Origin of the sequence: Nocardia sp. NBC_01499, from assembly GCF_045040275.1 — a bacterium.
Classification (GTDB): Bacteria; Actinomycetota; Actinomycetes; order Mycobacteriales; family Mycobacteriaceae; genus Nocardia.
Genome location: NZ_CP109426.1, coordinates 6668837 through 6682298 on the forward strand (window position 1 = coordinate 6668837; position 13462 = coordinate 6682298).

General features: G+C 67.1%; 12 protein-coding genes. 10 read left to right on the forward strand and 2 right to left on the reverse strand.

The window, feature by feature from the left end; genetic code table 11:
* Window positions 1-251: 251 nt before the first annotated feature.
* Genes OG203_RS30490 through OG203_RS30505 form a run of 4 tightly spaced genes read left to right on the forward strand, consistent with a single transcriptional unit; the run spans window position 252 to window position 4814 of the window.
* Window positions 252-1211: an L-tyrosine/L-tryptophan isonitrile synthase family protein gene (locus OG203_RS30490; RefSeq protein ID WP_405160682.1), complete on the forward strand. Its 960-nt coding sequence runs from the start codon at window positions 252-254 to the stop codon at window positions 1209-1211.
* Window positions 1208-2017, forward strand: a complete 810-nt coding sequence (locus OG203_RS30495) for a TauD/TfdA dioxygenase family protein (protein WP_405160683.1) — start codon at window positions 1208-1210, stop codon at window positions 2015-2017. The genes OG203_RS30490 and OG203_RS30495 overlap by 4 nt, the downstream gene beginning before the upstream one ends.
* 18 nt (window positions 2018-2035) lie before the next feature.
* Window positions 2036-3871: an NAD(P)/FAD-dependent oxidoreductase gene (locus tag OG203_RS30500; protein WP_405160684.1), complete on the forward strand. Its 1836-nt coding sequence runs from the start codon at window positions 2036-2038 to the stop codon at window positions 3869-3871.
* A gap of 4 nt (window positions 3872-3875) precedes the next feature.
* A complete protein-coding gene (locus tag OG203_RS30505; protein ID WP_405160685.1) occupies window positions 3876-4814 on the forward strand; it encodes a GlxA family transcriptional regulator in 939 nt (312 codons plus the stop codon).
* 8 nt (window positions 4815-4822) lie between these two features.
* On the opposite strand, the gene OG203_RS30510 is transcribed toward OG203_RS30505, so the two are convergent.
* The gene (locus OG203_RS30510) at window positions 4823-5563 is read right to left on the reverse strand and encodes a uracil-DNA glycosylase (RefSeq protein WP_405160686.1); all 741 of its coding nucleotides are present in this window, start codon (window positions 5561-5563) and stop codon (window positions 4823-4825) included.
* A gap of 299 nt (window positions 5564-5862) precedes the next feature.
* On the opposite strand from OG203_RS30510, the gene OG203_RS30515 reads away from it, so the two are divergent.
* The 5 genes from OG203_RS30515 to OG203_RS30535 all read left to right on the forward strand — a co-directional run bounded on the left by OG203_RS30515 (window position 5863) and on the right by OG203_RS30535 (window position 11526).
* The gene (locus tag OG203_RS30515) at window positions 5863-6306 is read left to right on the forward strand and encodes a GyrI-like domain-containing protein (RefSeq protein WP_040738955.1); all 444 of its coding nucleotides are present in this window, start codon (window positions 5863-5865) and stop codon (window positions 6304-6306) included.
* The gene (locus OG203_RS30520; protein ID WP_405160687.1) at window positions 6303-6737 is read left to right on the forward strand and encodes an effector binding domain-containing protein; all 435 of its coding nucleotides are present in this window, start codon (window positions 6303-6305) and stop codon (window positions 6735-6737) included. Before OG203_RS30515 ends, OG203_RS30520 begins: the two co-directional genes overlap by 4 nt.
* A gap of 712 nt (window positions 6738-7449) precedes the next feature.
* Window positions 7450-9342, forward strand: coding sequence for a putative bifunctional diguanylate cyclase/phosphodiesterase (locus tag OG203_RS30525; RefSeq protein ID WP_405160688.1), 1893 nt, complete (start codon window positions 7450-7452; stop codon window positions 9340-9342).
* A 125-nt stretch (window positions 9343-9467) separates the two neighbouring features.
* Window positions 9468-10595, forward strand: a complete 1128-nt coding sequence (locus tag OG203_RS30530; RefSeq protein WP_405160689.1) for a glycosyltransferase — start codon at window positions 9468-9470, stop codon at window positions 10593-10595.
* Window positions 10596-10686: 91 nt separating this feature from the next.
* The gene (locus OG203_RS30535; RefSeq protein WP_405160690.1) at window positions 10687-11526 is read left to right on the forward strand and encodes an SDR family oxidoreductase; all 840 of its coding nucleotides are present in this window, start codon (window positions 10687-10689) and stop codon (window positions 11524-11526) included.
* Here OG203_RS30535 and soxR read toward each other — a convergent pair.
* Window positions 11495-11980 (reverse strand): redox-sensitive transcriptional activator SoxR, encoded by a 486-nt coding sequence (gene soxR / locus OG203_RS30540; protein WP_150402090.1) that lies wholly within the window; start codon window positions 11978-11980, stop codon window positions 11495-11497. The two genes, OG203_RS30535 and soxR, sit on opposite strands and share 32 nt — an antisense overlap.
* Window positions 11981-12270: 290 nt before the next feature.
* On the opposite strand from soxR, the gene OG203_RS30545 reads away from it, so the two are divergent.
* Window positions 12271-13455 carry an arginine deiminase gene (locus tag OG203_RS30545; protein WP_405168056.1) on the forward strand — a complete coding sequence of 395 codons (1185 nt, stop codon included), beginning with the start codon at window positions 12271-12273 and terminating at the stop codon, window positions 13453-13455.
* Window positions 13456-13462 lie beyond the last annotated feature (7 nt).

Sequence of the window (13462 nt, forward strand, 5' to 3'; positions counted from 1 at the left end):
CGGCATTCATTTCACAGTGCATGCAGCCGATGTCAGCTTGGATCCGAATTTCGATATAAACGACATGCGGTGGCCAGGCGATATTTTCAGTACCGGTGCTCGGACGGACACGGGCGGTTCGTATGAACGCGAACCGTCGACTTGCCGTGCCGACCGTATCCGTCCGTGCTGTCATAAGTCACCGAAAGGTAGTTATGAACACAACCGTAGACAGCGGTTCAGAATTCATTCACAGACATTTGTCGGAGCCGATGCCGCCGCCCCCGATGGCCGCCGAGGCGATTGCCGCCGATGTGCTGCGCCTGGTCTTCGCCAGGCGCCGGTGCGCCGAGCCGGACACGCTGTGCGATGTCGTCCCCTGCGACGACTGCCTCGCACCGCATCTGAAGAAGGTGATCGGCTACGTCGAAGCGGGCAGGCCGGTGCACTTCGTGATACCCGCGTTCCCCGCCAAATCGCGCAACCGCCGCAAAACCCTTGGGCGACTGCCGGATATGGCCGAGACACTGGCGATCGAATCGCTGCAGGGCTTCTGCGATCAGGTCTCGGCGGTCTACGCCCCCGGCGCGATCGTGACGATCTGCTCCGACGGTCACGTGTTCAGCGACTCGCTGGAGATCCCGGACGGCCACGTCGACGAGTATGCCGCCGAGTTGCGCCGGGTGATCCGGTCCACCGGCGGCGGCTCGATCGGCCTGTACGGGCTGCGCGACGCCATGCCGGAGATGACCTGGGACGAGCGGCGGCGCGGCCTGCTCGACGAGCTCGCCACCAGCATCGACGCCATTCGCGAGTCGGTGAAATCCGATCCGGCGATGCTGCGGATGTTCAACGGCATCCACCGATTCATGGTCGAGGACAACGCGGCGCTGATGCCGGAACTGAGCGCGACGCAGCGTCGCAACCGATCGAAGGAGACCGCCTACGAGGTGGTGCAGCGCAGCCAGGCGTGGAGTCGGCTGGTGGCCGGCGTGTTTCCCGACGCGGTGCGGCTGTCCATTCACCCGCAAACCCATCACAGCGACAAGATCGGCTTCCACCTGCTGCGGACCCAGGACAACTGGCTCACCCCGTGGCACGGGGTCGTGCTCGATGACGGCACGAAATACACGCTGGTCAAACGCGCCAAGGCGGAGGACCTCGGCGCCCGCCTGGTCTGGCGCAACAGCCGCCCGAGCCATTTCGTACTCGCTATTCGAGGAGCATCATGACAAACAGCGTGCGGCCAGCGCCGCTCGACGGCGTCGACCTGCGACCCTTCGCCAGGATCGTCACTGCGGATACGCCAGGGCAAACCCTGGCCGACCTGCCGATCGACGACCTGCTCGACACCGTGCTGGCCACCAAGGTCACCGTGCTGCGCGGTTACGACCTGCTCGACAAGCCGGAGCTGGAGCGGTACTGCCGGGCCGCGGGCGAACTGCTGCAGTGGGACTTCGGCACCATCCTGGACCTGGTGGTCCGTGACGATCCGCAGAACTACCTGTTCGACAAGGGTGACGTGCCGTTCCACTGGGACGGCGCGTTCGCGGCGCAGGTGCCGCGCTTCTTCCTGTTCCAATGCGTACAGGGCAGTCCGGCAGGCGCGGGCGGGGAGACCGTGTTCTCCGACACCACCCGGATCTACCGCGAGGCACCCGAGGATCTGCGCGAGCTGTGGGCGCGGACCACGATCACCTATCGGACCGACAAGCTCGCGCACTACGGCGGGCTTGCCGAGTGGCCGCTGCTCGGGACGCATCCGGCGACCGGTGAGACGACCATCCGCTACGCCGAACCGCTCGATCCCGCAAAGTATCTCAACCCGCTGTTCCTCACCCTGGACGGCATTTCGCCCGAGGACGGCGTCCGGGTGATGGAGGACCTGCGCGAGCGGCTGCACGACCCGCGCTACTGCTACGCGCATCCGTGGCAGACCGGCGACATCGTCGTCGTGGAGAACCACGCATTGCTGCACGGCCGCAACGGATTCAGCGGATCCGCCGAGCGTCATGTCCAGCGCATCCAGATCGTCTGACCGTCGAAGGAACATGCCATGCCAACACCAGTCACCGACATTGCCACCGAGTACGACGTAGTGATCATGGGCGGCGGTCCCGCCGGGTCGACGCTCGCCGCCATGCTGTGCCGCGAAACCGACTTGCGGGTCGCGGTTTTCGATCGAGAGGAGTTCCCGCGCGAACACATCGGCGAATCCGGCGCTCATCCGCTGGTGCCGGTCCTACAGGCCAGCGGAGCGCTGGAGAAGGTGCTCGCCAGCGACTGCTGGATCCAGAAGTACGGCGGAATCTACCAGTGGGACAACGATCGTCCGTTCGTGTCGTTCTTCGAGCACGCCGACTATCTGGTCGACGGCGTGTACCGCTGGTCGATCCACGTCAACCGCGCCGAATTCGACACGGTGCTGCTCGAGCACGCGGAAGACAGTGGGGCGCAGGTTTTCCAGGGCGTCCAGATCACTCAGTTCCTGCCGGGTGACGGGCATACGACCGTCGTGCTCGAGGACGGCACCGAGATCAAGGCAGGGTACTTCGTCGACGCGTCGGGACGGGCGAATCAGGTTGCCGCCCGCGGCTCCCGGCGCGACAAGCAATGGCTCTCGGAATACCGCAACATCGCCGTCTGGTCGCACTTCCGCAACTGCGTGCCAGCGCAGCAGGCCGCGGGGGAGTGGAATATGTTCCGGGAGAACAACTTGTCGCCCATCTATGCCGTCGCCTTCGAGCACGGCTGGGTCTGGTACATCCCGACGCCGCGGCTGATCGACGGGGTGCGTGAGCAGGTCTGGTCCATCGGCATCGTGACCAACCCGGACTCGCTGACCCGGGTGGATCTGCGCGACGCGGAGGTCTTCCGCAAGACGATCCACTCGATCCCGGTGCTGCGCGATCTGATCGTCGACGCCGAGCCGATCCGCCCGGAAATGCTGACGGCGACGAACTATTCGCGGATCAGCGACTGCTTCGGCTCCTATGCCGAGCGCTGGCTCGCGGTCGGCGACGCGTCGTACTTCGTCGATCCGCTGTTCTCGTCCGGGATGTCGTTCGCGGTGACCCAGGCGTGGGCGGCGGCGCTGGTGCTGCGCAAGAGTTTCGACACCGGCGTCGACGAGCAGACCAAGCGGGATCTGTGGCGCGACTACGACGTCGAATGGCGGGGCATGGCCGAGACCTGGGCGCTCGGCATCGACCAGTGGTACCACGAGATCTCGCGCACGCACCCGGACAGCATGTACTGGCAGGGCCAAAAGCGTGGCACCGCACTGGATAACGCCACCGAAGGCACCTTCCAGGCGCTGCTCAACACGGCGCTGGTGCCCGACCTGCTCAATGTGATGACCAACGGCACGCGCGACCCGCGCGATCTGGCGACCGAGGGGCCCTACCTCACCGCGCTCACCGCCGCCGATGCGGTGGAACTCGGTGCGGCGGACCGGATTTCGCTCGCGCCGCAGACGCGGATCCGGGCCGGGCTCGGCGCGGATATGCCCGGCTTCAAGGGCATGTCGCCGCCGTTCGCGGTGCCGAAGGAGGTGCGCGACGGGCTCGGCCGCTATTGGCGTGACCCGATCGCCAATGCCGGCTCGGCGCCCGAACCGCTCGCCGAAGCGGTGCCGTGCCACCGCTTCTACTCCACCGCCGACCCCGATATCGAGGTGCGCTGCCTGGAACGCGATGGCGGCCAAGGGCTCTGGGACGCGCTCGCCGGCGGGCCGGTGCCGTGGTCCGAGCTGTCCTCGACGCTGTCGGTGCTGCAGGGGCGCGCGCTCAAGCGGCTGATCCGTGCCGGGCTGGTCGTTATCGAAACGGCTGGTCAGCGCGGTATCCCGGAAACGAGCGCGGAAATCGGTCGGAGGGGAGGTCTACGGTAGGCCTATGAGGTCAGTGGCGGTCCTTGCGGTCGACGACGTCATTCCGTTCGACCTGTCGGTCCCGATCGAAATCTTCGGTCGGGCCCGGCTCGGCGATGGCACGGCGGGCTACGACGTTCGTGTCTGTGGCGAGAATTCCGATGTCTCCTCGCGGTTTTTCGCGATCTCGTCGGTCCAGGGCATCGAGTTCCTTGATGAGGCGGACACGATCATCGTGCCCGGCTCGTCCGCCTACCGTTCGGCACCGTCCTATCGCTTGCGGGTCGCCCTGCGTCGCGCGCACGAGCGCGGCGCACGGGTGGCCTCGATCTGTCTCGGCGCGTTCACCCTCGCGTCGGTCGGGTTGCTCGACGGCATGCGGGTCACCACGCACTGGATGGCCGCCGCCGAACTGGCCGCCGACTATCCGTCGGTCCGGGTGGATCCGGCAGTTCTGTTCGTGGACAACGAAAGTGTGCTCACCTCAGCGGGCGCCGCCGCGGGCCTGGACCTGTGCCTGCACATGGTGCGCCGCGACTACGGCTCTGCCGTCGCCGCGGAAACGGCGCGGCTCTCGGTGATGCCGTTGACGCGCAGCGGCGGCCAGGCCCAGTTCATCGCGGACCGCCCGCGCTCGGAGGCCGACCACAACTCCATCAACCCCACCCTGGAGTGGGCGGAAACCGCTGTCGGCGCGGGGATTACGGTATCCGACCTCGCCGAGCGCGCCGGGGTCAGTCAGCGCACGCTCATCCGGCGGTTCAACGAGCAGGTGCGGATGACACCCAACGAGTGGCTGCAAATGGTGCGGGTGCGCAAGTCTCAGGAGTTGCTCGAGCAGACCGACGCCACCATGGAGCACATCGCCGATCAGGCGGGTTTCGCGTCGGTGGCTGCGCTGCGCAAGGCCTTCCGCAAGACCACCGGTGTCACGCCGCAGTCCTATCGGAAAGCCTTTCTCTGACAATGGAATCAGCTCGTCGTCGGCGCGGTGGCATCGAGCCCGGCCGCCTGCGCCGCCGTGCTCAGCACCGTCTCGACCATCGCGGGGGTGAGTCTGCCGGTGAAGGTGTTCTGCTGGCTCACGTGATAGCAGCCGAACAGATGCAGCGGTGCGCGGCCGGTGTCGGCGGGGGCGAGTTCGACATGCACACCGTGCCCGAACTTCGGTCGCGGGCGCGGAATGATCCAGCCCGCGTCGGCCAGCACGGGCAGCAGCGCCTGCCAGCCGAACCCGCCGAGCACCACGACGGCGCGGACAGTCGGTGCGAGCAAGGCGAATTCGGTGGCAAGCCAGTGCCTGCAGCGGTCGCGCTCGTCGGGTGTCGGCTTGTTGTCCGGCGGCGCGCAATGCACCGGCGAGGTCACGCGCACGCCGTACAGGCGCAAGCCGTCGTCGCGATGCGTCGCCGTCGGCTGGCTGGCGAGGCCGACCGCGTGCATGGCCGCGTAGAGCACATCGCCGCTGCGGTCGCCGGTGAACATGCGGCCGGTTCTGTTGCCGCCGTGCGCGGCCGGTGCAAGCCCGACGACGAGCAGCCGCGCATCATCCGGCCCGTACCCGGGAACCGGTCGACCCCAATAGGTTTCGTCCCGGAACGCGGCACGCTTCTCGCGCGCCACCCGCTCGCGCCACGCGACGAGTCGCGGGCAGGCGAAGCAGTCGGCGACCGCGGCGTCCAGCTCGGCGATGGTGTGGCACACGGGATTCATCCTCGGTGCGGCGCCGGGACGCCGCTGAGATGGTCGTTGGCCGGGCTGCGGTCCCCTTCGTCGCGGATCGGGCTGTCGTTCATCAGGACTCCGTTCGGTGTCGCCGGTGGTGTAGCTGTTCGGCTGCCACAGGTCATTTGTCCAGTTCGGGACGGTTGTGAGTGTGGGTAACAAGGAGGACATGTGATCGTGACCACTCGGTCTGTGTTGATAGCATGGCCTTTCTGACCGACCGGACGCGGGCTTCGCCCGAAGCTCGCTGCCCTCGCCGGGCGTTGCCATCTCGAAAGAGTCTTTCCATGCAGTTTGAAATCGTCGAGCGGGACGAAACGTGGGTTGCCGGGTTGCCGGTGCGCAGCCCTAAACGTGCGCTCGGAGAGCTGCGTGATCACGACCTGGAGGCAGCCTGGGCGACCGTGCTGCACCAGGAGCTCGGTGGCCCGCTCGCCAGTGCCTACACCGACTACACCGGTGAGCTCGGCACCTACAACACCCAGATCGTCGGCTACGAGTGCGCGTCCTTCGGTGACGTCACCCGCGGCCATCTGGTGGCCAGGCTGCCGCGCGGCACCTATGCGCGGTTCTCCTCGGTCGGTAACTTCCCGCAGGTGATGACCGACCTCTGGACCCAGATCGCGTACGCCGAGGAACACAACCAGATCAAGCGGACCTACACCGGCGACTTCGAGTGTTATCCGCATGCCTACAAGATCGAGCTCTACCTGGCGGTCGACGCCCGATGAGCTATGCGATCGCAGTGCGCGCCGAGGCGATTTACGGCGGGCTCGTTGTGCCGAGGGTGCGCCCGAGTTTCAAGGTCAGCAACAGTGACCTGATCGAGTTCCTCAAGGACCGGCTGCGCGACCGCAAGGGCGCCGACCGTCCGATGTTCACCGTGTACGTGCCGGACCCGGCGGGCAACTACAACGCGGTGGTCTGCTTCGAGTACCGCGAGCCGGAGTCGGTGCCGATCGGCGATGTCCTGGTGCGCGTGCCGAAGGGCGTCTATGCCCGCTTCGCGCCGAACGGGGACTACCACGATCCGGTCGAGGACGTGTGGGCCCAGGTCGACGACGCGACAGCGTCGGCCGAGATCACCCGCGCCTATCGGGAAGAGATCGAGATCTGGCAGGGGCCGGACTCGGTCGAACTGTTCATCTCCATCCTGGTCTAGCTTGCTGTCAGTTAGCTGCACTAGAACCGACCGGTCACTCTGGTATCTTGTTCAACCAAAAGGCGGGTTCTGACCAGGGGGAATTTACGAGGGTCCATCCAGTTTTCGGAAGATTAACCAGACATCTGGTCAATTCTTGCCGGATGACGGATACTGCCCTAGGCAAACTCATCCGGAAAGCAGGATTCGGGTGGAGATGTCGGCCCCGGTTCGACGACCGCGTAAGGATGCGGAGCAACGGAGTAGGAACAGTATGGCTGTCGAGGCGAGCACCGCCGCGCCGATCCGGGTTGCTGGCGGCTTCGGTGGGACGGTAGCAGGTCATTTCCCGCCTGGCCCCGATTCGGAAGATCACTGCTCGACCGATCCGATCTGGTGGGATAATCGGTCACGTCGGACAATTGCCGATGAATTGCACGGCTCGTCGATTCGAGTCGAACGGCACGGGCGCCGTGCATTGGATACCGACCCCGGAATGGTGGGGTGACGATGGGTGACGACAGCGACCGAAAAGCGCGACTCCCCAGCGCACCGGCCACGATTTTCCCGGATCTCGTGGATACACTGGCGTCGCTTCGTTTCTCGGACCTGCTCTCAGTACCTGAGCATGAGACCATGGCGTTGGTGCTATGCCTGAGCGATTCGGCCGCTGCCCGAGGTCGTAGCCGGCGGCCCCGGAGCCGACGGCGGCCGATGCCTGGCGTGGACACCCATGGATAGCGTGATCGGAGACAAGGTGCCTCGGCGGACGCTCGACTCATTGGTGACCCAGGTCGCCTCCGAGCTGATGGGTGTCGACGCAACGACCATGGCCGAGGCGACCGAGCGGGTGCTGGCCCAGCTGGTCGAATACTTCGACGTCGACTTCAGCTATGTGCGCCACACCGATCGCGAGCGCCGGGCGTCGCTGCTGATCGCCGAGTGGCCGCACCGCCCGCAGGTGCCCGATCCGGATCCGCTCGAGATCGTCTACTTCGAGGGCGCCGATCCGGTGTTCCGCGCGTTCGAGAACGCCACCGAGCCGATGATCGCCCGCCCGACACCGGAGTTCGCCGACTACCAGGAGACGATGCGCCGGGCCTCCGGCATCCCCGTCGTCACCACCGCCGCGGTGCCGCTGCTCTCGCGCGGCGAGTCGACCGGCGTGCTCGGCTTCATCAAGACCGGTGATCGCGAGTGGAGCACCCGCGAACTCAATGTGCTCAAGGCGATCGCCGCGCTGTTCGCCCAGCTGCAGGCGCGCGTCGTCGCCGAGGAACGGCTGCGCTACATCGCGTTGCACGACGACCTCACCGGGCTGGCCAACCGCCGCGCGCTGCTCGAGCACATGGAGGAGCGGCTGAAGCCGGGCAGCCCCGGTCCGGTCGCGGCGTTCTTCCTCGACCTGGATCGGCTCAAGGCGCTCAACGACTTCCTCGGACACACCGCGGGCGACAACTTCATCCGCACCCTGTCCTCGCGCCTGCGCGAGCACCTCGACCCGGACGACATGATCGCGCGCCTCGGCGGCGACGAGTTCGTCATCGTGCCAGCCAAGCCGATGGACGCGGTCGCGGCCGAGGAGGAGGGCACCCGGATCCAGCAGCTCATCGGGCGCCGGGTCACCGTCGGCGGCGAATCGGTGAGCCGCGCGGCCAGCATCGGCGTCGCCGTCGGCATTCCAGGCGAGACGACCGTCGCCGATGTGCTGCGCCGGGCCGACCACGCGCTGCTCTCGGCCAAATCGGGCGGTGGCAACGGCGTCGCCGTGTTCACCGACGCGATGCGGGCCCAGTTCGAACTGCAAGACGATGTGGAACTCAACCTGCGCGGCGCGGTGTCCGACGGCTCGCTGCTGCTGCACTATCAGCCCGAGGTCGACCTGCGGACCGGCCGGATCGTCGCGCTGGAGGCGCTCGTCCGCTGGCTGCATCCGACCAGGGGCCTGCTGCCGCCCGCGGCGTTCGTCACCGTGGCCGAGGCGACCAACCTGGCCGGTGAGCTCGGCCGCTGGGTGATCAGGTCGGCCTGCGCGCAGTTCGCCGAGTGGCGCAGGCGCGGGCTGGCCGCGAATGTCGTGATGCGGATCAATGTTTCGCCGGTACAGCTGGTCAGCCTCGACTTCGTGGAGCGGATCGAGGACATCCTGCGGCTGTTCGGCATCGACGGCAGCTCGATCTGCCTGGAGATCACCGAGCATGTCGTTGTGCAGGATCTGGCGCGCACCCAGGTCACGTTGCGCGGGCTCAAGCGGATGGGCGTGCAGATCGCGATCGACGATTTCGGCACCGGCTACAGCTCGCTGTCGCATCTGAAGGCGCTTCCGGTGGACGCGGTGAAGATCGACCGCGGCTTCGTGCAGCGCCTCGGCGCGAGCACCGACGATCTCGCGATCGTGAAATCCATTATCGGACTTGCCGGTTCGTTCGGCCTCGGCGTGGTCGGCGAGGGCGTCGAGACCGCGGTGGCCGCGCGCACCCTGGTCGGGCTCGGTTGCTATCGGGCACAAGGCTTTTTGATCGCCAGGCCGATGCCCGCCGACGAGGTGGAAGCGCATCTCGCGGTGGGGCGCATCCCGTTGGATCTCGATCTGCCCCGCGCGAGTCGCGGTACCGCGGGGATATAACGCCGAGCGCGGTCGCGGGCCGGAAAGCGGCTCGTAAGCCGGTTCGCCGGGTCTTTCACGGCTGTTCATGCCGAGTTGGGCGCATCGGTCCCGAAGATAACCCGACTGGCTGCACCATCGGCGAGGTGCGCATAGTTCAGCTTGCGAACTTCTACGGCCCGCGTTCGGGTGGGTTGCGCACTGCCCTGCATCATCTCGGCGAGGGTTACGTCTCCGCCGGGCACGAGGTGGTGCTCATCGTGCCGGGCGCGCGCAGATCCGAAGAGATACTGCCGACCGGTGTGGTGCGAATAACCTTGCCCGCCTTGGCTATTCCGTGGACCGGTGGTTACCGCGCGGCCGATCCGCGGCGGGTGGCCGACGTGCTCACCGGGCTGCGCCCCGACGTGCTCGAGGTGTCGGACCGGCTCACCCTGCGCGGATTCGGCCGCTGGGCCAGGCGGCGCGACGTGGCCGGGGTGATGATCTCGCACGAACGGCTCGACCGGCTGCTCGGTCAGTTCATGCCGCGCCAGGCCGCGCGGCGCTGCGCCGATGTGGCCAATGGCCGCACCGCCGCCGACTACGACATCGTGGTCTGCACTACCGAATTCGCCCGCGAGGAGTTCCTGCGGATCGACGCGCCGAACGTCGAACTGGTGCCACTCGGGGTGGATCTGGAGTTGTTCAGTCCGCGCCGACAGGATGACCGGCTGCGCGCCGATCTCGGCGCGCCAGGACATCCGCTGCTCGTGCATTGCGGCAGGTTGTCGGTGGAGAAACGGGTGGAGCGCAGCATCGAGGCGGTCGCGGCATTGCGCGAGGCCGGTACCGAGGTCCGGTTGGTCGTCGCCGGTGACGGGCCGCGGCGCGAGGCGCTGGAGCGCAGGGCCCGCGCGTTACCCGCGCTCAGCCACGGGCTGGCGGCCGTGCACTTCACCGGATTCATCTCCGAACGCGCGATGGTCGCGAAACTCCTTGCTACCGCAGATGTTTCGCTTGCCCCGGGCCCGCACGAGACCTTCGGCCTCGCTGCGCTGGAGGCGCTGGCGGCCGGCACGCCGGTGGTGGCGAGCCGGTCGTCGGCGCTGAAGGATATCGTGACCGCGGAGTGCGGTGCGGTCGCCGATGACCGCGGCTCCGCGTTCGCGCAGGCGGTCACCGATGTGCTCGCGCTGCCGACGGTAGGGCGCAGGAAGGCCGCGCGTAGCCGTGCCGAGCAATACACCTGGCCACGGGCGGTAGCCGGAATGCTCGCCGTACTGGGCCGATGAGGCTCACCCAAGTACCCTGCGGTGAGCCGATTCGAGAAATTCGAGATGGGGATGCGCAGTGCGAGGTAATGGGCGACCGGGCCGTAGGACCGTGCGGGACGCGAAGGTGCTGATCACGGGTGCCGCCAGCGGTATAGGCCGGGCCACCGCGCTGGCAGCCGCCGCGGCGGGCGCCGAACTGGTGCTCACCGATATCAACGCAACCGGGCTGGACGAGACGGTGGCCGATATCCGGCGCGACGGCGGTGTCGTGCTCATGGCGCAGGCGTTCGATATCACCGACTACGACGCCGTCACCGCCTTCGCCGAGAAGGTGCACGCCGAGCACAGCAGCCTCGACATCGTGATGAACGTCGCGGGCACCTCGGCCTGGGGCACCGTGGAGAACCTGGAGCACAAGCACTGGCGGCGCATGGTCGACGTCAACCTGATGGGCCCGATCCACGTGATCGAGAACTTCGTGCCGCCGATGGTGCGGGCGGGCAAGGGCGGCTCGCTGGTCAACGTCTCCTCGGCGGCCGGGCTGCTCGCACTGCCATGGCACGCGGCCTACAGCGCGAGCAAGTACGGCATCCGCGGCGTCTCCGAGGTGTTGCGGTTCGACCTCGACCAGCACGACATCACCGTGCACCTGGTGGTGCCCGGCGCGGTGGACACGCCGCTGGTGCACAGCGTCGAGCTGGTCGGCGTCGACCGGGAGTCGCCGAGGATCCAGCGGCTCACCAAGTCGTTCACCAAGCACGCCGTGTCGCCGGAACATGTGGCCGCGTCGATCCTGCGCGGCGTCACGCGCAACCGGTTCCTGGTCTACACGTCCTTCGACATCCGATTCGGCTACTGGTGGGCGCGCAAGTTCGCGCTGCCCTACGAGATCGTGATGCGTCGCGCCAGTGCCCGCTTCAGCCGGTTGCTGGCCGCGCAGAACAGTTGAGCTGCACGTCGAGCACGCGCGCGCCGGGTCCCTCGGTGCCGAGCCGGTCGTGCTCGTTGACCAGCTTGCAGCTGCCGAGCGACAGGCAGCCGCAGCCGATGCAGCCGGTGAGGTTGTCGCGCAACCGAATCAGTTGGGTGATCCGGTCGTCGAGGTCCGCGCGCCATGTGGTTGACAGGGTTTCCCAGTCGCGGCGGGTCGGGTTGCGACCTTCCGGCAATTGATCGAGGGCGTCGCGAATTTCGCTGAGCGGGATGCCGACCCGCTGTGAGATACGGATGAAGGCGACCCGCCGTAATGTCTCTCGCGCATATCTGCGTTGATTACCGCTGGTACGACGGCTGCTGATGAGTCCTTCGCGTTCGTAGAAGTGCAACGCGGAAACTGCTACTCCGCTACGCTCGGAAAGCTGCCCGGGGGTCAGCTCCTTCGCTCGCCAATCGGCTGTCGACATGCACGCTCCTCCATTCCCCTAAACAATACTTGAGGTTAGGCACGCCTGTGGGAGGAATCGAACGCAACGGCCGCGTCGGACCGATAATCCGATAGCGAGCGACTTCACACACGGCAAGACGGCATCGAAGACCCGAATTACGTGCTCTTGTGGCCGCGGCGAACTACGGTCTGAGCATGGGAGCAGACGCTGAGCCCGCGCGGCACGGAGAGGACTCGGACGCGGACGGGCTTGACCCCGACAGTTCGGGCACGCGGTTGACGGTGACCTCGGAGGTCGGCACGCTGCGTATGGTGCTGCTGCATCGGCCAGGCGACGAGCTGCGCAGGCTCACCCCGCGCAATAACGACCAGCTGCTTTTCGACGGCATTCCGTGGGTGGAGCGGGCCCAACAGGAGCACGACGCGTTCACCGGCGTGCTGCGCGAGCGCGGCGTCGAGGTGCTGCTGCTCGCCGACCTGCTCGCCGAGACCCTCGCCGTCAGCGGTGCCGCCCGCATCCAGGGCATCTCCGCCGCCGTCGACGCGCGCAGGCTCGGGCACGCGCTGGCCGACCAGCTTGCCGCCTTCCTGCGCGGCGTCCGGGCCAGGGATCTGGCCAACATCCTGATGGCCGGGATGACCTTCGACGAGCTGCCGTTCGGGCCGGACGCGACCTCGCTGGTACGACGGATGCACCACGGCGGCGATTTCGTCATCGATCCGCTGCCCAATCTGCTGTTCACCAGGGATTCCTCGTTCTGGATCGGTCCGCGTGTCGCGATCACCTCGCTGGCGCTGCCCGCCCGGATCAGGGAAACCTCGCTCACCGATCTGATCTATGCCTTCCATCCCCGCTTCCTTGGGGTGCGCCGCGCCTACGAATCGCACACCGCGCCCATCGAGGGCGGCGACGTGCTGCTGCTCGCGCCCGGCGTTGTCGCGGTTGGGGTCGGCGAACGCACCTCGCCCGCGGGCGCGGAAGCGTTGGCGCGCAGCCTGTTCGACGACGACCTCGCGCATACGGTGCTTGTCGTGCCGATCGCGCAGAACCGGGCGACGATGCATCTGGACACCGTCTGCACGATGGTCGACAGCGACGCGCTGGTGATGTATCCGGCGGTGCGTGACTCGTTGTGCGCGTTCACTATTCAGCGCGAGGACGGCTACAGTGTGCGCAACGGTGACGGCCGGGTTGCGATGAGCGGCCCCGATCCGTTCCTGGTCGCGGCGGCCAAGGCGATGGGCATCGACAAGCTCCGGGTGATCGACACCGGGCTCGACGGCGTCACCGCCGAACGCGAACAGTGGGACGACGGCAACAACACCCTCGCGCTGGCGCCCGGCGTGGTCGCCGCCTACGAGCGCAACGAGATGACCAACGCACGCCTGGAAGACGCGGGCATCGAGGTGCTGCGCATTCCCGGCTCCGAACTGGGTTCCGGTAGAGGCGGACCCCGCTGCCTGTCCTGTCCACTCTCCCGGGATGAGTTGTGATCCGATC

What these genes read in the sequence shown, in the direction of transcription:
- OG203_RS30510 (WP_405160686.1), bottom strand. Translation starts at nt 5,563, where the DNA reads ATGAATCCCGTGTGCCACACCATCGCCGAGCTGGACGCCGCGGTCGCC.
- OG203_RS30505 (WP_405160685.1), top strand. Translation starts at nt 3,876, where the DNA reads ATGAGGTCAGTGGCGGTCCTTGCGGTCGACGACGTCATTCCGTTCGAC.
- OG203_RS30495 (WP_405160683.1), top strand. Translation starts at nt 1,208, where the DNA reads ATGACAAACAGCGTGCGGCCAGCGCCGCTCGACGGCGTCGACCTGCGA.
- OG203_RS30525 (WP_405160688.1), top strand. Translation starts at nt 7,450, where the DNA reads ATGGATAGCGTGATCGGAGACAAGGTGCCTCGGCGGACGCTCGACTCA.
- OG203_RS30515 (WP_040738955.1), top strand. Translation starts at nt 5,863, where the DNA reads ATGCAGTTTGAAATCGTCGAGCGGGACGAAACGTGGGTTGCCGGGTTG.
- OG203_RS30490 (WP_405160682.1), top strand. Translation starts at nt 252, where the DNA reads ATGCCGCCGCCCCCGATGGCCGCCGAGGCGATTGCCGCCGATGTGCTG.
- OG203_RS30545 (WP_405168056.1), top strand. Translation starts at nt 12,271, where the DNA reads ATGGTGCTGCTGCATCGGCCAGGCGACGAGCTGCGCAGGCTCACCCCG.
- OG203_RS30520 (WP_405160687.1), top strand. Translation starts at nt 6,303, where the DNA reads ATGAGCTATGCGATCGCAGTGCGCGCCGAGGCGATTTACGGCGGGCTC.
- soxR (WP_150402090.1), bottom strand. Translation starts at nt 11,980, where the DNA reads ATGTCGACAGCCGATTGGCGAGCGAAGGAGCTGACCCCCGGGCAGCTT.
- OG203_RS30500 (WP_405160684.1), top strand. Translation starts at nt 2,036, where the DNA reads ATGCCAACACCAGTCACCGACATTGCCACCGAGTACGACGTAGTGATC.